A 17,964-nucleotide genomic window follows, 5' to 3' on the forward strand; every position below is an offset into this window, starting at 1 on the left:
CTCCTTATTGTCCTTTAATCTTCTCAAGAAGCCCTTCATCAAATGTTCCGTTCTTTAACATTTCAATTTCAAATTTGTATGGTGGCTTTTTATCTTTCTTCTCTTCCCCTACATATGGCGTTTCAAGAATCTTTGGTATGTGCTCTAACTGCGGATGATGAACGATATCATGTAAAGCTTTATAACCAATATGACCAAAACCAATATTTTCATGACGGTCTTTTGCAGCTCCGCGAACATTTTTACTGTCATTAACGTGTAAAACTTGCAAGCGATCAATTCCAACAATTTTATCAAACTCATTTAAAACGCCATCAAAATCATTGGCAATATCATAACCTGCATCATGTGTATGACACGTATCAAAACATACAGATAGCTTTTCATTATATGTTACACCATCAATAATTCTCGCAATTTCCTCAAAGCTACGTCCGCATTCTGTACCTTTTCCAGCCATTGTTTCTAATGCAATATTTACTGTTTGTTCTGGCGTTAATACTTCATTCAAACCTTTTATAATTTGTGCAATCCCTGCATCTGCACCCGCCCCAACATGAGCTCCAGGATGCAGAACAATTTGTTTTGCTACTCCAAGCGCTTCTGTTCTTTCAATTTCCATGCGCAAGAAATCCACACCTAATTGGAATGTTTCAGGCTTTGTTGTATTTCCAATATTAATAATATATGGTGCATGGACAATAATTTCTTTAATTCCATGTTCTTCCATATGTTTACGACCAGCTTCTATATTTAATTCTTCAATCGGCTTTCTTCTCGTATTTTGCGGTGCACCTGTGTAAATCATAAATGTCGTAGCACCATATGAAACTGCCTCTTCACTTGCAGCTAATAGCATTTTTTTCCCACTCATTGAAACATGAGATCCAATCTTCAACATATTATCACCTCTTCAATATACAATAGCTATAATAATAGCATAATTTGTAGAAATATGTAGCGAATTGCTTACTCAAAAAAATTCTTTGCACATCCGACAATAAAAAAGATAAGGTTTCCCTTATCTTTTTTTACGACTATATTTTTTCTTTACCTTTTCACGTTCAGCTGCTAATTTTTTCTTATATCCAGGCTTTACTTTTTTCGGTTTTTTCACAACTTTCGTTGCCATAATATCCAACTCATTATTTGGTTTTTTACGGCTTTGACGTCGGTTGCGCTCCCCTAAATCTATCCATTCACCATTTCGCAATTCTACATGTTTAAACGTAATATTACGTTGTTTTTCCAAACTATCTATCGCTTCTTCATCACGCGCATCATATATCGTTACAGCAATACCAGAATACCCAGCGCGTGCTGTACGACCAACACGGTGAACAAAGAAGTCTAAGTCAGACGGAATTTCATAGTTAATAACATGACTAATTCCTTCTATATCAATACCACGTGCCGCTAAGTCTGTCGCAACAATGTATTGAAATTCCAAATCACGAATTTGTTTCATCATTTTTTTGCGGTCACGAGGTGATAGGTCACCATGAATACGTCCTACTTTTAATCCTCGCTCTGTTAATCCATTCGCAACTTCTTCTGCCATTTTTTTCGTATTTGTAAAAACAATTGCTAAGTACGGCTGAAATTGAAGCAACATATTCTTGACTATTTCAATTTTATTACGATGTCTCGATGGAACTAAATAATGTTCAATGTTTCCCGCAGCAACTTGCTTCGGATTAATATGAATATGCTCTGGATTCTCCATATATTTTTTCAGAAATGGTTTCAATTTTTGCGGAATCGTCGCAGAAAAAACGAGCATTTGCAAATTTTTCGGCATGCGCGCTGCAACTTTATCTACATCTTGAATAAATCCCATATCAAGCATTAAATCTGCTTCATCGACAATAATCGTTTCTGCTGTATGAACAAATAAAGCTTGCTCTTCTATTAAATCTTTAATACGACCTGGCGTTCCAACAACGATATGTGGCTGCTTTTTCAATTTTTCAATCGATCGCTGTTTATCTGTTCCCCCAATTAAGCAACGCGCTGTAATCATTTGTTCTTCCGTACAAAACTTCGTTAATTTAATAATTTCTTGATAAATTTGTTGTGCTAACTCACGCGTTGGCGCCGTAATCACAAGCTGCACTTCTTCACGTTTTGGATCAATTTGATTGATTGTCGGTAGTAAGTATGCATGTGTTTTTCCTGATCCTGTTTGGGATTGTCCAATTATACTTACTCCTTTTTTTACAACAGGGAATATTTTCTTTTGAATTTCTGTCGGCTCCGTAAAACGTAATTCACGAACTGCATCTATTAAAAACGGTTGAAAATTATACTGTGTAAATGTTTGTATTGTCACAGATTACACCTTCTTTCTCAAATTTCTACTGCGCGCACAAATCAGTCAAGTCTACATTATAACGAAATCTAATCGTAAAATCCATCTTTAGTTTTTGTTTCCAACTTAAAAACTAACCTTCTTACTTTCGATTGCATACTGTATGTGTATATACCTAATTGAAGAAAGGAGGATTTCTTTTATGTATCCGAAATCCCCTATACAACAAATGCATACAGGGCAACACCCCTATACACCATATCCAATCCCACATTTACCACAAATGATGCAAAAAAAGAAAGGACTGCTCTCTAAACTTTTTAAAAAACATGATCCGACTGAACCTTTTATGCAAATGATTCCTCCCTACCGGCAAATGGAAGGACAGCCAATGATGTACCAGCAATATCCACAAACGATGCAGCCACATTATAATCAGCCTTATATACATCAACCGTTAATCGCGCCACCCATGTATGACCAAAACGACATGCGCGGTGGTGAATCATTTGTTGCAACAAATACCAGTGGTGGAATTGGAAATTTCTTTTCTAATCTAATTTCTAATCCAACTAATATGTTAAATAACATTGAAAAAGTTGCTCAAGTCGCCCAATCTGTCGGGCCAGTTGTAGAGCAATACGGACCCATCGTTCGCAGTATACCGAGTATTGTGAAAATCCTTACTTCAGGGAAAGAGGACAGCGAGAATTCAAAAGAAGAAGTGAAAAAAAATAACGTACCTAAGACACCTTTAAAAAAGAAAAAAAGCAACGAAGTTACTCCAAAATCTACCAACGCTAAAGAATCACAAAAGGCAACCGCTTCTCCTTTACCAGCAAAACCAAAATTATATGTGTAACAATACTTTGTTTTCTGTCCACTCCTCCTTTATAATGAAAAGGACTATGTACAAAAGGATTCCTTGTTTAGAAGGAGAGGATTACTCACATGAAAATTATTAAAATTTCCCCTCGTGGTTATTGTTATGGCGTTGTAGATGCAATGGTTATTGCACGCAACGCTGCACTAGATAAATCATTACCAAGGCCTATCTATATTCTAGGCATGATTGTTCATAATAAGCATGTAACAGATGCATTTGAAGAAGATGGAATTATTACTTTAGATGGCCCAAGTCGCTTAGAAATTTTGGATCAAATCGATTCTGGTACGGTTATTTTCACTGCACATGGTGTTTCCCCAGAAGTAAAACAACGTGCCAAAGAAAAAGGATTAACAACAATTGATGCGACATGCCCAGATGTGACAAAAACACACGACTTAATTGAAGCAAAAAAATCAGAAGGTTACCATGTAATTTATATCGGAAAAAAAGGGCATCCAGAACCAGAAGGAGCAGTTGGCATTGCACCTGATATTGTTCATCTCATTGAAAAAGCAGATGATTTAAAAACATTAGAGATTCCCACAGATAAAATTTTAGTTACAAATCAAACGACAATGAGTCAATGGGATGTTCAGCATCTAATGGAAGATATCAAAAAAAAATTCCCAACAGCTGAATTCCATAAAGAAATTTGCTTAGCAACACAAGTTCGTCAAGAAGCCGTTGCAAAACAAGCTGATGTTGCCGATTTAACAATTGTTGTTGGCGATCCGAAAAGCAATAACTCCAATCGTCTCGCTCAAGTATCGCAAGAAATTGCCGGCACAAAAGCATATCGCGTCGCTGATGTAAGTGAAATTCAACTAGAATGGCTTCAAGGAGTAGAAGCTGTAGCAGTAACTGCTGGTGCTTCTACTCCAACTCCAATTACAAAAGAAGTCATTGCCTTTTTAGAACAATACGATCCAACAAATCCTGCTACGTGGGAAAGAAAACGAAACGTACCGCTTCAAAAAATTTTGCCGCGTGTAAAGGTAAAAAAACAATAAATAAAAAAATCCGTTGCTCACTACTCGCAACGGATTTTTTATCCTTTTAGCTAAAAAGACTCTCGCTTTATTATATAAAGATAAGCGCTAATTTATCCCGCTATTTTAAGGCAGCCCGATTGGTGAGGGCTCATAATCAGTGGGGGATGAAGAAAATCCCCACTGATTAAAGTTTCACTTTATACAAATGTAAATGGATCTGTATGTAGCTGAGATGCATGAATTTGTACAGCGAATTGTTTCGCCTCTACTTTTTGCTGTAGTTGTTTTTGAACACCTTGTTTCATTACCTTCTCTACATTATGTCCTGGGTCAACAACATTTAGCCCTAACATCATAGCATCGTGAGCAACATGATAATACAGATCACCAGTAACATAAACATCTGCGCCTTTAAATTTTGCCTGATTGATAAATTTATTCCCGTCACCACCAAGAACAGCTACTTTACGCACTTTATCATCAAGCCTTCCGACAACTCGTGCCCCTTGTATATCTAACGAACGCTTTACATGCTCAGCAAACTCCCCGAGGGTCATTTCTTTTTGTAAATATCCAATTTTACCAAGCCCTAGCGCTTCTCCTTTGTTATCTAGCGGATATATATCATAAGCAACTTCTTCATACGGATGTGCTGTTAACATCGCTTTAACAACCTTTCGTTCTAACGAAGCCGGGATAATCGTTTCAACTCTTATCTCTTCAACACGCTCTAACTGCCCAGTTTCGCCAATGTAAGGGTTTGTTCCCTCTTGAGGGATAAATGTACCTATACCTTGGCTACCAAACGTACAATGGCTGTAGTTACCGATATAACCCGCACCTGCGTCTCCTAATGCTTTTCGAATAGCATCTACATGTGTTACAGGAACAAATACAACTACTTTTTTCATTTCTTCTGTATATGTTGGAACGAGCACTTCAGTGTTTTGTAGTTCAAGCGCCTCAGCAAGTAAATCATTTACTCCACCTTTTGCAACATCAACATTTGTATGTGCTGCATACACAGCGATATCATGTTTGATACATTTTTCAATAATTTTCCCATACACTTTATCCGTATGAATTGCTTTTAAAGGATGAAAAATAAGAGGATGGTGTGTAATAATGATATTTGCTCCAATTTGAATCGCTTCTTCTACAACCTCTTCTGTCACATCTAGTGCAATTAAGACATGCTCCACTGGTTTATTAAGAGCTCCAATTTGCAGACCAATCTTATCCCCTTCCATCGCTAGATGCTTCGGATACATGCTTTCAAATAAAGAAATTACTTCATGCCCATTCGGAATTTTGCTCATGATAATACATCTCCTACCATTTTCATTTTCTCCATTACTTCATTTCGTTTCGCTTTTGTATCTTCCGATTCTGTCGCACGTTCTAATTGCTTTAAGATATTTTGAAAATTTTTCAATTCACATTCCCATTTTTCAATGAAAACATCACTTTTTTCTTTCATTAAAAATGGTCCGATCAATAATTCAGCTTGCTTACGGTCTGAGTAAGGCGCTAACGGATTTCCTCTTTCACCCACTAAAATTTCATAAATCTTACCATCTTCTTTTACAATCTTTTCACGAATCAGTTCCCAATCATTTTCAATAAACCATTCACGAATATGATGTGCTGCAATATTCGGTTGTAATATGAGACGCGTTACCCCATTTAATTTTTCTTTTCCGCTTTCTAAAATATCACGAATTAACGCTCCACCCATACCAGCAATTGTAATGACATCCACTTCTCCTGGTGAAATAACAGCTAATCCATTTCCTTTGCGAACATCAATCTTTCCCTGCAAGCCATTCTCAGCTACCGTTGCCTGCGCAGAACGAAACGGTCCATCTACTACTTCCCCTGCCACTGCTTTTGTCGCAATATGATTTACAATTGCATAGCACGGTAAATAAGCATGATCTGATCCGATATCCGCTACCGTAGACCCTGCTGGAATCTCTCGCACTACCTCTTCTAATCTTTTTGAAAGTTTGACTTCATTCATGTATTTCCATTGCTCCTTCTCTTGTCAATCTGTTTCTATGATAATGAATGAACAAGTATTATTGCAAGTAAGCAACAATCATTCAATCCCTTTATCTTTCTTTAATCGTATTTTAGAAAGAAAAGAAAAACAAGCCCCTTACTTTAAAAGTAAGGGGCTTGTTTTTCTTTATTTTTTCTTCGATAACCAATCTGCTACTTTGGAAGCTTGATCTGCTGGAATTAAATTAGGCGGCATATTTCCTTTTCCTTTTACAATCACTTCTTTAATTTCATCTTTAGAAAGTTTCCCGCCAATTTTTTGTAGTTCAGGTCCTACTGCACCTTGTAACTGATCCCCATGGCAGCTCGTACAGTTTTGTTTTACAATGTCTTCAGGCTTTGATGCTGTTTGGGTTTGCTTTCCTCCATTTTTAGCATCCGCTAGCTCTTTAGACTTATGTAACCCTTGAAATGAAAATACGAACATCACGATAATACCTAGTGCTGCAATAAGAGCGAATGGAATCAACGGATTACGTTTCATCTATTTTCTCCCCCCTCTATACCCCCTAATAATTAGATGATTCAGTTATTTCTATTGTACTTGAAAACACTCTATCAGAAAAGGCGAAATTATCAGTTGTTGAAAATATTCCATAAATTCAGTTTATTAACCATCTTATTTCTATCCTATATTTTTTTGATAAATATCTATGTTTCTCATCATATTTTTTGTTTTTCTACATATATTTTTGTATAAAATACACAAAATTAATCGAAAAATCGAAAAATGAGCATTTGCAAATCAAAAGACAATTCTGTAAAATATATTACAAGTATTGTAATCGGTACTTACAGCTAAATTTTAACAAAACTTAACAAAATAAAAAAGTTTACTTCACAAAGGTGAAGTAAACTTATATAAGAACTACTCTAAGAAATCTTTTAACCGTTTGCTACGGCTTGGATGTCTTAATTTACGAAGTGCTTTTGCTTCAATTTGACGAATACGCTCTCTTGTTACGCCGAATACTTTTCCGACTTCTTCAAGCGTACGAGTTCGTCCATCATCCAAACCAAAACGAAGACGAAGAACGTTTTCTTCACGATCTGTTAGCGTATCTAACACATCTTCTAATTGTTCTTTCAGCAATTCATATGCTGCATGGTCCGCAGGTGATGTTGCTTCTTGGTCTTCGATAAAATCGCCTAAGTGTGAGTCATCCTCTTCACCAATCGGTGTTTCAAGAGAAACTGGCTCCTGAGCAATCTTTAAGATTTCGCGTACTTTTTCTGGAGCAAGATCCATTTCTTCACCAATCTCTTCCGGAGTTGGTTCACGACCTAAATCTTGTAATAATTGACGTTGTACACGAATTAATTTATTGATTGTTTCAACCATATGAACCGGAATACGAATGGTTCTTGCTTGGTCTGCAATCGCACGTGTAATCGCTTGACGAATCCACCATGTTGCATACGTACTAAATTTAAATCCTTTACGGTAGTCGAACTTTTCAACCGCTTTAATTAGACCCATATTCCCTTCTTGAATAAGGTCTAAGAAAAGCATACCGCGGCCAACGTATCTTTTTGCAATACTTACAACAAGACGTAAGTTTGCTTCTGCAAGACGGCGTTTTGCTTCTTCATCGCCTTCTTCAATACGAGTCGCCAATTGAATTTCTTCTTCAGCAGATAATAAATCAACACGACCAATTTCTTTTAAATACATGCGAACAGGGTCATTGATTTTCACACCTGGTGGTACACTTAAATCGTTTAGATCGAATTCTTCTTCCGTTTTTGTGATTTGATGATTATTTGGGCCTTCATCATTATCACCAACTAAATCAATCCCTTGTTCACCTAAATATTCATAATATTCATCCATTTGTTCGGATTCAATTTCAAATCCGTTCATGCGTTCTGCAATCTCTTCGTATGTAAGAACGCCACGTTTTTTTCCGAGCTCAGTGAGTTGTTCTTTCACTTGCTCAAGGGTCATTTCAGTTTCAATTTGTTTAGAACGAGCTGGTTTATCAGCCATTTGTTCCCCTCCTTACGCGAGATACAAACATTCATTATACTAAAATTTTATGCAAAAAGCTATCTTCTTGCTTTTTGATTTTGCAAATACGCTGCGTAAAATTTAGCAGCTTCTAGCGGATCAGCTTTTTCCATTTGCTTTACTGTAAAGATGGTTTCCATCTTTTTCAACTTTTCCTTATGGCGCTTTAACGCTTCCAAGTGTCCTTCCAGTATTTCATCTGTATATTCTGGATTGATAAACTCATCTGTCGAAATATTGGTAACGATATTTTTCAACTTTTCATCAGATAGCCAGTTTAAAAAATTTCCGACTGAAGGTTCATTTCCCTTTTCATAATATGCATATAGTTCATATAAAATCCCTTTATGTTCTTCCGTATGAAAATCTTCTATATGAGGCTCTATACGCACTGCTACTTCGGCACTTTGCAACATATGGTAAATCAGTTCCCTCTCTGCCCTTTCGAAGCCGGATCGTTTCGGCTTCGTTTGAACAATTTGAGATGGCTTCGAAATTTGCTTCGCTTGTTTTTGCTGTATCTTTTGTTCTTTGCGATATTGGTGCAATTGACTTAAAAGTGTTTCCATGGAATATGCAAATTCTTGTGATAACGATTTTAAATAGGACTCTGCCTGCATCGCATCTTGCAATAATGATAATTCTTTTAAAACACTTTTCACATATTCTTCTTTACCAGACTCATCTTGCAAATTTTTTCCTAAACGCAAATAATTTATTTTAAATCCAACAAAACTTATACTTGATTTAACGAGATTTTCAAAAGCCTTTGTTCCATATTGTTGCACATATTCATCAGGATCTAATTTCTCTGGCAATACAGTAACTTTAACTTGACAACCAACTTGAGTTAAGAGTTGCCCCGCTTTCATTGTCGCTTCTTGTCCAGCCTTATCACCATCATAGCAAAGAACAACAGTTTCAACATTACGTCGCAGAAGTTTCGCCTGTTCTTCCGTTAAAGCTGTTCCCATTGTTGCAACAGCTTCTTCAACCCCGCTTTTTACAGCAGCTAGAACATCAGCATAACCTTCAAAAAGGACGACCTGCCCACGCTTTCTAATAAACGGCCTTGCCTGATGGAAATTGTACAGCAACTTGCTCTTATGAAAGATAGGTGTTTCTGGGCTATTTAAATATTTAGGAGTATCATCCCCAAGCGCCCTTCCACTAAATGCTGCCACTTTTCCTTGTAGTGTATGAATCGGAAACATTACTCTACCACGGAATCGGTCGTAATGACTACCATCCTTTTCACTTCTTACAAGGAGGCCCGCTTGCTCCATGGTCATTAGCGAAAAACCTCTTTTTTGTAATATTTTCGCCGCTGCATCCCAATCCGGTGATGCATAACCAATTTCAAACTTCTCAATCATTTCCTTCGTAATACCACGATTTAATAAATAAGAAAGAGCTTCATTCCCCTCTTCTGTATTTACCAACAAATGATGATAATACTTTTTTAAGAGTTCGTGAGCCTGTAACATAATGACATTGTCATCAGATATATTGTCTTGCTGTTCTTTTCCTGATGTATAATCTGCGACTGCTATACGATTTCTTTCTCCAAGTTTCTGTACAGCTTCTGTGAAAGAAAGGCCTTCCATCTTCATGAGAAAGGAAAAAACATTTCCACCTTCCCCACATCCAAAGCAATGGAAAATTTGCTTATCTGATGAAACAGAAAAGGAGGGAGAATTCTCACCATGAAATGGACAAAGTCCAAAATAATTACGCCCTTGCTTTCTTAGCTGAACATACTCACCAATTACTTCTACAATATCAGATGATGTCCGAATCTGTTCAACAACTTCTTCGGGAATTCTGTTCCCCATAACTCCATCTCCGTGTCGTATTTTGTATTCGATACAAATTAAAGGATTCCTTTATAATTCGACAATATTTTTTCTAAACTTGTTAAAAAAGACTGTCGATCCTGCTTTGAAAATGACTTTGGCCCCTTTGTATAGGTCCCTTGTCTGCGTAATTTAGCAGACACATATCTACTATATAAAATTGTATCCATTTGCTCATCTGTCACAAATTTCCCTCGCGGAGATAAGACATATACTCCTTTTTTCACAAGAAGACCAGCAAGTCCCATATCTTGTGTGATCACGAGATCTGTAGCTTTCGCATGCTTATAAATATAAAAATCAACTTCATCTTGCTCAGAATCTACATAGATCCAATTTCCTTGCTGTTTTCTTGAACGATGGGCATAGGATGCGACAAACAAAATTTCGACATGAAATTTCGTTCCGATTTGTACAATTTCATCCTTTACGGGACATGCATCTGCATCAACTAGAATCTTACTGATGTTTTGCATATTTCTGTATTCTACATCCCTTCAGTGAATCCTTCTACAAAGTACGTTTTCTTGTTTAGATTTTTGTCGATTTTACGTAAATGTACATCTTTTTTTCGTAAATCCTATCCCTAGTTTATTCTGAAAAATTAAAGTCTAAACGTAAAATATAGGTTTTTTATCACAATTTTTTATTATAATATATTTCTTTCTACTTCGCTACATATCCTCTGAAATTTCTCTAACCATTACATTTCTATAAATATTTCGCTCTGAATCAAATTGGTCTTTGAGCTAAAAAAACACATTCACCTTTGGTAAATGTGCTAAAACATTCTTTGGTTTTGCACCGCATTCACAATAATATTTGCCGTTTCTTCAATCGCTTTGTTAGACACATCAATCACTTGACAATTTATTTTATTGATCACTTTCTCAAAATGGTCAATTTCTTCTTTAATACGATTAATATTCGCATATGTTGCTCCATCACTTAGTCCTAGTGATTTCAGGCGCTCTTTCCGAATATGATTTAATTTTTCTGGATTAATTTTCAAACCAAAGCACTTTTCCTTTGGAACTTGATACAATTCTTCAGGCGGGTCAACCTCAGGAACAAGTGGTACGTTCGCAACCTTTAATCGCTTATTATGAGCTAAATATTGTGAAAGTGGAGTCTTTGATGTACGAGAAACACCAATTAAAACAATATCAGCTTTCAAAATACCACGCGCATCTCGCCCATCATCATATTTAACCGCAAACTCAATTGCTTCAATCTTTTTAAAATATTCTTCATCCAGTTTTCTAACAATCCCTGGCTCATATCTTGGCACTTGCCTTGTAATTTCTGCAATTTGGTCAATAAGAGGCCCGATAATATCATATGCTTCTACGCCTTCTTTTGCCGCTTCTGTTAACAAATATTGACGCATATCAGGCTTCACGAGTGTAAAACAAATCAGCGCTCGATTACTCTTTGCGATTGATATCACTTCTTTTAATGTTCCTGTATCTTCTACATACGGTACACGTCTAATATCAGGAGCGAAAGGAAATTGCCCCATTGCCGCTCGAACAACTAAATCAGCAGTCTCTCCGACTGAGTCAGATACGACATATACGATTTTATTATCCATTACATTACCTCACTTTAAACAAATTACACTTATTCATTATTTACTAAATTCACAAACGCACGCGTAATATTCGTTTTTGTAATTCGTCCAACAACTTCTAATCCTTGCTTTGTTTCTTTTACAACGGGTATAGCATCAATCTGTCTTTCTATTAATTCCATTGCAACATCATATAAAGAATCCTCTTTATGACACATCGCAATGTTCGGCATCCTTGTCATAATAATATTAACCGGAAGGGAAGTTAAATCCTGCTTTCCTAAACTTGCTCGCAATAAATCCTTACGGGAAACGACGCCAACTAAAAGCGTAGTTTGATCCACGACAAACAAAGTACCAACGTCCTCTAGAAACATTGTACAAATTGCATCGTATACGGAAACATTTTTATCAATGACAACCGGTCTAGATTGATAATCTTGTACTTTAATTTTTTTAACAGCTTCTGATAATAACTGACCACCAGTTTTTCCTGTATAAAAATAACCGACACGCGGACGCGCTTCTAAATAACCCGCCATCGTTAAAATTGCCAAATCTGGTCTTAACGTTGCGCGCGTTAAATTTAACTGTGCAGCGATGGACTCTCCTGTAATAGGACCGTGATCTTTTACAATCTGAATGATATGTTCTTGCCGTTTATTCAGTTCTATGATAATCACCACCTTTAATACAAAACAAAAAAGTTATACTATCTCTTAAATATTATATACTAAATATGCTATTTGAAAAAGAAAGTATGTAAAAAGGACCTTCATATGGTCCTCATTATATTTGAAATTTATCAAGTTGTTCAAGAAAACGTCTTGATTTCAAATATATGCCACAATATTCATCATAATATGTATTCAATACGGTACGAATTTGTCGCTTCGTTTCATCTTTTACTGATACATTACCAAGCCGACCTAAGTCAAAGTGATAAAAGAGACGTAATAACTTATGAACCGCCTCACCAACTGGAATGCGATACGGATCTTGTTCTGCGTGACGAAAGCACAGAAAACCGCCTTCTCTTACAGAGAAGGCGACAAAGTCTGTTTCTTGGTGACAAATCGCACATGTATCAAAGTATGGATGCATCCCTAATACCGGAAGCATTTTCGTTTGATAAATAAGAGATAATACTTCAGAATCAACACCATCACACATATAGTGAAGTGTCTGATATAACATTTCAAATAAATACGGATTGTTCTTTTTATCTTCCGTGGCTTTATCTGTCAATTCCACGATAAACGATGCATAAGCAGTTAAAAAAATATCTTCTCGAATTTCTTTCATCGATGAAATCATTTCACCTTGTTGCAAAGTTCCGAGACCAGATCCCATTTGAATTAGGAAATGACCATGCGTCATGAGTTGCGAAATAGATGCTAACCTACTTTTTGGTTTTTTCGCTCCTCTTGCCATTACACTTATTTTTCCAAATTCACGAGAAAATATAGTAACAATCTTGTTCGTTTCTCCGTAATCTGTTGTTCGGATAACAATGCCCTCAACTTTTTGAAACATGTTCGTCACCATCCAAGGATTGAACAAAACGGGTCAAGAAATTGGAGAATCTAGATGTGCTAGCTCCTCTTCATGTTGATCCATCTCATCATTTAGATCTTTTTCCATTTCTTTTAAAAGTAAGTACGTTTCAATACTTCCTGTTTTGGAGAAAACCTTCCAGGTAAAATCCAGCATAAGAATCCACCTTTCTAAGTAAGCATAGCATGTAAACCAATTTCTTTTGTTGTTATTAAAATGACCCATTTTGTCCATTTTCATGTGAGAAAAAATTTTCCTAATTTCTATTAATATTCATCTTCACGGAAACCTAAATCACGAAGTTGGGACATTTTATTACGCCAATCTTTTTGTACTTTTACCCATACTTCTAAAAACACTTTAGAACCAAGAAGGGCTTCAATATCAAAACGAGCTCGCTTCCCAATTTCTTTCAACATTTTTCCTTGCTTTCCAATAATAATTCCTTTTTGAGAAGGACGTTCCACGATGATTGTTGCATTTACATAAACCGCTCCACCTTCACGCTTTTGAATCGCATCAATCGCAACTGCTACTGAATGAGGTACTTCCTCACGTGTTAAATGAAGCACTTTCTCACGGATTAATTCAGCAATAATAAATCGTTCCGGATGATCTGTTACTTGATTTTCTGGATAGTACTGTGGCCCTTCTGGTAAGTATTTTTTAATCGCCCCAATTAACGCTTCCACATTATTACCTTCCAAAGCAGAAATCGGCACAATTTCTGCAAACTCGTACAAGTTACGATATTGATCAATCAATTCTAATAATTTTTCTGGATGAACTTGATCGATTTTATTAATTACTAAAAATACTGGTTGCCTCGTTTCCTTCAATTTTTCAATAATGTATTCTTCACCACGACCAAAGCCTTCCGCCGCATTGACCATAAAGAGTACAATATCAACTTCTTTCAATGTCGTTTGCGCCATTTTCACCATAAAATCGCCTAATTTATGTTTTGGCTTATGTATTCCAGGCGTATCGATAAAAATCACTTGCGCATCATTTTCTGTATATACACCTTGTACTTTATTACGAGTTGTTTGTGGCTTATCACTCATAATAGCAATTTTTTGACCGATAATTCGATTTAAAAATGTAGATTTTCCAACATTTGGTCTCCCTATAATAGAGACAAAACCTGACTTATAACCTTTGTTATTCATGTAAATCCTCCGCTAAAAATGCTACTGGCAACAACTTTCTAACTGTCGTCTTCCCGGTGTCACCATGTAAATTTGATAAATATATTTTATGTTCTGTTTACATAATTCTATCATAACTTGACGGCACACTCCACAAAGAGGTACGAAACGTTTCCTATCCACTACAACGACTATAGCTAAAAGCGCCGTATCTCCACACTTTACATTCCGCGTAATAACATAACTACAGGATGCATTTTCCCATCACATCTATGGTATACTTTTTCCACCCTTATCTGTAACGCTATCCCTACTTGGACTTTGAATAGGATCCATATTCCTTATCCCTTTTATGGCCACCTGAATAAATCATCAACTGATGAAAAACTCAATACCACTCAAGTACAAGAAAATCTTTGGAATGCAACTATACCACATAAGGTAAAAAGATAATAGCACCAATTATGACCGCTATAATAGTAAATAATAAAACGGCACCAGCTGCAACATCTTTTGCAATTTTTGCAAGGGGTTTAAAATCCTCTGTTACTAAATCAACCGTTTTTTCAATCGCTGTATTTACCATCTCCAAACTCATTACAGCCCCTATTACAACAAGTAATATGAGCCATTCTACTCTTGTTACATGGAAATAAAGGCCGCAGCATATAACAATAACTGCGGCCAAACAATGAATTTTCATATTTCGTTCATGACGAAGACAAAAACATATACCAGCTATAGCATACGTAAAACTCTTTATAAGTTTTCCTTTTTTCATCTTCTTAATCCAAATGCCCCTAAAATTTCTTTTTGCTTTCCAAACATCTCTTTTTCATCTTCTTCAGTCATATGATCATAACCAAGCAAGTGTAAAAATCCATGTAACGCTAAAAATCCTAATTCACGGTCAAAAGAATGGCCATATTCTTCAGCCTGTTCTTTTGTTCTCGGAATAGAAATAATAAGATCTCCTAGCATACGAGGCATATCAGCACCTATGATTTCGACCTCACCCTCTCCCATATCTTCAAGAGCAAAAGAAATCACGTCCGTAGGCTGATCTTTTCCGCGATAATCACGATTTATTTCTCGAATCCGTTCATTATCGACGAAAGTAACAGACAGTTCCGTCCCATCTTCCACTCCTTCCATTTGTGCAGCCTTTTCTAACAGCTCACGAATCATATTCACATATTCTTCTTTCACTTCTTCTGTTTCATCAAAAAAATCAATTACTAAACTCATTCTTTCACCTTTTCTTCCAGTGGTTCCGGATATTTAATACGAGAATGGAAAATCCCATTCAATGTTTCACATAAAGTTTTTCCTACTATCTGTAGTTCTTTAAAAGTAAGTTCACAGTCGCTAAATTGTCCATCTTGTAGGCGATCTTTAATAATATTTTTCACTAAATTATTAATCTGCTCCGGCGTTGGATGGTTCATGGAACGCACCGCCGCCTCTACACTATCTGCAATTCCAACAATCGCAGATTCTTTCGATGTCGCCTTTGAACCCGGATAACGGAACATATCTTCTGTATATTTATCTTTATCTTCTTTAATAGCCTTATAATAAAAATACTTTAATAGCGTAGTCCCATGGTGCTGCGCTGCAATATCAATAATTTCTTGCGGAATACGATGTTCTTCTAACATCTTTACCCCATCGGTAACATGGGCAATAATAATATCCCTGCTCGTTTCTGGATCTAATTTATCGTGCGGATTCTCAATCCCCATTTGATTCTCAATAAAGAAATGAGGCTGTACTGTTTTTCCAATATCATGATAATATGCGCCAACACGTGCTAACACACCATTCGCTCCTATGGCCTCACATGCCGCTTCTGAAAGGTTCGCAACCATCACACTATGATGATATGTTCCTGGTGCTTCTAACAAAATTTTGCGAAGAAGCGGATGATTAGGGCTTGAAAGTTCTACAAGCTTCATACTTGATACAATTCCAAGACCGCTTTCTAAATATGGTAAAATCCCCATAGCTAAAATGGAGGAAATAATCCCGGAAGCTGCTGCCATCAATAATTGTGAGCCAATTTCAAACGATGAGAAATTCCCATTCCGCAATAGCAATAAAGCCGCTAACACAATAACATTTAAAATAGACACAAGAATACCTGCTTGCAAAATCATAGAACGACGATTTTTCTCTCTCAAAAAGACACTTACAGATAACGAGCTTAATAAGAAATAAACCCCAACATTATAATTTAAAGTGCTCGTTACACCTTCATTAAATAAAATACTTCCACATATAGAGAAAATCATACTCGTTAGAAAGACAAAGCGATCGCCAATCATCAATTTTACTAATATTGATCCCATCGCAACCGGAACAACAAAGGCAATCCCGGCATACTCCAACTTTTGGAACAAACTAATTACTTTCATCAACACAACTGTAATTGCGATGATTGTTGTATATGCCAACATATATGGTTTTTCTTCTCTTTTCAACTTTAAAAACACTTCAAATTGCTTATGCATAAAGAATAAGAGTACACCGATCACAATTGCTAATCCTACAAATGGCTGAAAGGTATTACTTTGTTCGAGAAGCCCAACTAATTTTAGTTGTTCATATATATCTCTAGTAATTGTGTCACCCTCTTTTACAAGCACTTGACCTTGTAATATGTAGACAGGTGCGACCTCATCTTCCGCCTTTTTTTTACGCTCTTTTGTAGCATTCGAATCATAAAAGTAATTCGCTTCTATTGCATACTTTCCAAGCGCATTTAAAGCTTCTTTTAAATCGCTATTAACATTAATATTTTTGATTTCTTCCACAAAGCGATTTCTCGCTGCATCTTCTTCATTCATTTTAATATGTGAACTCATTATATTATTAACAGCTGTTATAACCGGATATTTCGCTGCTTCTAATTGGTCTGGATCAGCATTAATAAATTGTAACAACACTGCATCAGATAAACTTTTCGTTAAATCTATAGGTAACTTCTTCTTCAGTTTCTCCAGCCTGTCTGCGGGCGTAACCTTTTTTTGTTCATCAGGGCCTACCGCTTTTGTTTCCGCATCTACTTCTTTAATTGCATCAAACACCGAGTTCACAATATCAATTTTATTTTGCTTGTACTCACTTTTATACGTATATTGATCATCGACTTTTTGAGCGGCCTCTCTTTTCTTCTTATCTGTTGTTATCTTATCTTCGATGTTGATAGGAGAATGGATTGTTTGATTAGAAATAGAGAGCATTTTAACATCTAGTTGTTCTGGTTTCACATTGTTGATTAGTGCAAAAAACAACACGGCTCCTAATAAAATATAAGAAACCCAGCTTAGCTTTTTCGAATGTTGTATATTTCGAAACCACTTAGAAATTTCTCGAGACTTTGACATGATTTCAATACCTTCTCCTCTCCAGACATACAGTAAAACGAATTTCAGTGGAGCGTTCCTTCTTTCAGCTAAAAGTTAACTCACATAAATAAACTACACACTTTAAGGTGTTCCTCCTTGAATTTCACTACGCACCTATCCTGTATTTATATTTACTACCCTTCCATGATA

18 protein-coding genes and 1 pseudogene are annotated in these 17,964 nt (G+C 36.2%); 2 read left to right on the top strand and 17 right to left on the bottom strand.

Annotation, left to right across the window (positions count from 1 at the left end; all coding sequences use genetic code 11):
• Positions 1–4 precede the first annotated feature (4 nt).
• The gene (locus tag MR056_RS13810) at positions 5–901 is read right to left on the bottom strand and encodes a deoxyribonuclease IV (protein ID WP_012095476.1); all 897 of its coding nucleotides are present in this window, start codon (positions 899–901) and stop codon (positions 5–7) included.
• Between the two features lie 120 nt (positions 902–1,021).
• Positions 1,022–2,332: a DEAD/DEAH box helicase gene (locus tag MR056_RS13815; protein WP_012095477.1), complete on the bottom strand. Its 1,311-nt coding sequence runs from the start codon at positions 2,330–2,332 to the stop codon at positions 1,022–1,024.
• 181 nt (positions 2,333–2,513) lie between these two features.
• Here MR056_RS13815 and vrrA point away from each other — a divergent pair, with 181 nt between their 5' ends.
• Both vrrA and MR056_RS13825 read left to right on the top strand, forming a co-directional pair.
• Positions 2,514–3,173, top strand: a complete 660-nt coding sequence (gene vrrA, locus MR056_RS13820; RefSeq protein ID WP_048723869.1) for a VrrA/YqfQ family protein — start codon at positions 2,514–2,516, stop codon at positions 3,171–3,173.
• Positions 3,174–3,262: 89 nt separating this feature from the next.
• Entirely contained in the window at positions 3,263–4,210 is a 948-nt protein-coding gene (locus tag MR056_RS13825; protein ID WP_012095479.1) for a 4-hydroxy-3-methylbut-2-enyl diphosphate reductase, read from the top strand.
• 179 nt (positions 4,211–4,389) lie between these two features.
• On the opposite strand, the gene MR056_RS13830 is transcribed toward MR056_RS13825, so the two are convergent.
• The 15 genes and pseudogenes from MR056_RS13830 to MR056_RS13900 all read right to left on the bottom strand — a co-directional run bounded on the left by MR056_RS13830 (position 4,390) and on the right by MR056_RS13900 (position 17,793).
• The gene (locus MR056_RS13830; RefSeq protein WP_048723867.1) at positions 4,390–5,511 is read right to left on the bottom strand and encodes a Nif3-like dinuclear metal center hexameric protein; all 1,122 of its coding nucleotides are present in this window, start codon (positions 5,509–5,511) and stop codon (positions 4,390–4,392) included.
• A complete protein-coding gene (locus MR056_RS13835; protein WP_012095481.1) occupies positions 5,508–6,215 on the bottom strand; it encodes a tRNA (adenine(22)-N(1))-methyltransferase in 708 nt (235 codons plus the stop codon). The genes MR056_RS13830 and MR056_RS13835 overlap by 4 nt, the downstream gene beginning before the upstream one ends.
• A 168-nt stretch (positions 6,216–6,383) precedes the next feature.
• A complete protein-coding gene (gene cccA / locus MR056_RS13840) occupies positions 6,384–6,740 on the bottom strand; it encodes a cytochrome c550 (RefSeq protein ID WP_012095482.1) in 357 nt (118 codons plus the stop codon).
• Between the two features lie 384 nt (positions 6,741–7,124).
• Positions 7,125–8,246, bottom strand: coding sequence for an RNA polymerase sigma factor RpoD (gene rpoD, locus MR056_RS13845; RefSeq protein ID WP_012095483.1), 1,122 nt, complete (start codon positions 8,244–8,246; stop codon positions 7,125–7,127).
• A 59-nt stretch (positions 8,247–8,305) separates the two neighbouring features.
• On the bottom strand, positions 8,306–10,102 hold the full coding sequence (gene dnaG / locus MR056_RS13850; protein WP_048723866.1) for a DNA primase: 1,797 nt from the start codon (positions 10,100–10,102) through the stop codon (positions 8,306–8,308).
• A 38-nt stretch (positions 10,103–10,140) separates the two neighbouring features.
• Positions 10,141–10,599, bottom strand: a complete 459-nt coding sequence (locus MR056_RS13855) for a YaiI/YqxD family protein (protein WP_012095485.1) — start codon at positions 10,597–10,599, stop codon at positions 10,141–10,143.
• 305 nt (positions 10,600–10,904) lie between these two features.
• Entirely contained in the window at positions 10,905–11,717 is an 813-nt protein-coding gene (locus MR056_RS13860; protein WP_048723865.1) for a pyruvate, water dikinase regulatory protein, read from the bottom strand.
• Positions 11,718–11,746: 29 nt separating this feature from the next.
• Complete coding sequence (locus MR056_RS13865; RefSeq protein ID WP_087095438.1) at positions 11,747–12,379, bottom strand: transcriptional regulator CcpN; 633 nt, start codon at positions 12,377–12,379, stop codon at positions 11,747–11,749.
• A gap of 106 nt (positions 12,380–12,485) precedes the next feature.
• Positions 12,486–13,232: a DNA repair protein RecO gene (gene recO / locus MR056_RS13870; protein WP_048723863.1), complete on the bottom strand. Its 747-nt coding sequence runs from the start codon at positions 13,230–13,232 to the stop codon at positions 12,486–12,488.
• 33 nt (positions 13,233–13,265) lie between these two features.
• Positions 13,266–13,409 carry a YqzL family protein gene (locus tag MR056_RS13875; RefSeq protein ID WP_012095489.1) on the bottom strand — a complete coding sequence of 48 codons (144 nt, stop codon included), beginning with the start codon at positions 13,407–13,409 and terminating at the stop codon, positions 13,266–13,268.
• 110 nt (positions 13,410–13,519) lie between these two features.
• Positions 13,520–14,425: a GTPase Era gene (era, locus tag MR056_RS13880; RefSeq protein ID WP_012095490.1), complete on the bottom strand. Its 906-nt coding sequence runs from the start codon at positions 14,423–14,425 to the stop codon at positions 13,520–13,522.
• A pseudogene (locus MR056_RS22700) lies at positions 14,418–14,602 on the bottom strand (cytidine/deoxycytidylate deaminase family protein); the annotation flags it as partial. The pseudogene MR056_RS22700 and the gene era, both read right to left, overlap by 8 nt.
• Before the next feature lie 229 nt (positions 14,603–14,831).
• Positions 14,832–15,185 carry a diacylglycerol kinase family protein gene (locus MR056_RS13890; RefSeq protein WP_012095491.1) on the bottom strand — a complete coding sequence of 118 codons (354 nt, stop codon included), beginning with the start codon at positions 15,183–15,185 and terminating at the stop codon, positions 14,832–14,834.
• Entirely contained in the window at positions 15,182–15,652 is a 471-nt protein-coding gene (gene ybeY / locus MR056_RS13895) for an rRNA maturation RNase YbeY (RefSeq protein WP_012095492.1), read from the bottom strand. The genes MR056_RS13890 and ybeY overlap by 4 nt, the downstream gene beginning before the upstream one ends.
• Positions 15,649–17,793, bottom strand: coding sequence for an HD family phosphohydrolase (locus tag MR056_RS13900; RefSeq protein WP_012095493.1), 2,145 nt, complete (start codon positions 17,791–17,793; stop codon positions 15,649–15,651). Before MR056_RS13900 ends, ybeY begins: the two co-directional genes overlap by 4 nt.
• Positions 17,794–17,964 lie beyond the last annotated feature (171 nt).

The sequence above is a fragment of the Bacillus cereus group sp. BfR-BA-01360 genome, assembly GCF_022663595.1.
Classification (GTDB): domain Bacteria; phylum Bacillota; class Bacilli; order Bacillales; family Bacillaceae_G; genus Bacillus_A; species Bacillus_A cytotoxicus.

Excerpts from the sequence above, each read along its gene's own strand:
- MR056_RS13810 (WP_012095476.1), bottom strand. The coding sequence starts at position 901 with ATGTTGAAGATTGGATCTCATGTTTCAATGAGTGGGAAAAAAATGCTA.
- vrrA (WP_048723869.1), top strand. The coding sequence starts at position 2,514 with ATGTATCCGAAATCCCCTATACAACAAATGCATACAGGGCAACACCCC.
- MR056_RS13825 (WP_012095479.1), top strand. The coding sequence starts at position 3,263 with ATGAAAATTATTAAAATTTCCCCTCGTGGTTATTGTTATGGCGTTGTA.
- MR056_RS13830 (WP_048723867.1), bottom strand. The coding sequence starts at position 5,511 with ATGAGCAAAATTCCGAATGGGCATGAAGTAATTTCTTTATTTGAAAGC.
- MR056_RS13835 (WP_012095481.1), bottom strand. The coding sequence starts at position 6,215 with ATGAATGAAGTCAAACTTTCAAAAAGATTAGAAGAGGTAGTGCGAGAG.
- cccA (WP_012095482.1), bottom strand. The coding sequence starts at position 6,740 with ATGAAACGTAATCCGTTGATTCCATTCGCTCTTATTGCAGCACTAGGT.
- rpoD (WP_012095483.1), bottom strand. The coding sequence starts at position 8,246 with ATGGCTGATAAACCAGCTCGTTCTAAACAAATTGAAACTGAAATGACC.
- dnaG (WP_048723866.1), bottom strand. The coding sequence starts at position 10,102 with ATGGGGAACAGAATTCCCGAAGAAGTTGTTGAACAGATTCGGACATCA.
- MR056_RS13855 (WP_012095485.1), bottom strand. The coding sequence starts at position 10,599 with ATGCAAAACATCAGTAAGATTCTAGTTGATGCAGATGCATGTCCCGTA.
- MR056_RS13860 (WP_048723865.1), bottom strand. The coding sequence starts at position 11,717 with ATGGATAATAAAATCGTATATGTCGTATCTGACTCAGTCGGAGAGACT.
- recO (WP_048723863.1), bottom strand. The coding sequence starts at position 13,232 with ATGTTTCAAAAAGTTGAGGGCATTGTTATCCGAACAACAGATTACGGA.
- MR056_RS13875 (WP_012095489.1), bottom strand. The coding sequence starts at position 13,409 with ATGCTGGATTTTACCTGGAAGGTTTTCTCCAAAACAGGAAGTATTGAA.
- era (WP_012095490.1), bottom strand. The coding sequence starts at position 14,425 with ATGAATAACAAAGGTTATAAGTCAGGTTTTGTCTCTATTATAGGGAGA.
- MR056_RS13890 (WP_012095491.1), bottom strand. The coding sequence starts at position 15,185 with ATGAAAAAAGGAAAACTTATAAAGAGTTTTACGTATGCTATAGCTGGT.
- ybeY (WP_012095492.1), bottom strand. The coding sequence starts at position 15,652 with ATGAGTTTAGTAATTGATTTTTTTGATGAAACAGAAGAAGTGAAAGAA.
- MR056_RS13900 (WP_012095493.1), bottom strand. The coding sequence starts at position 17,793 with ATGTCAAAGTCTCGAGAAATTTCTAAGTGGTTTCGAAATATACAACAT.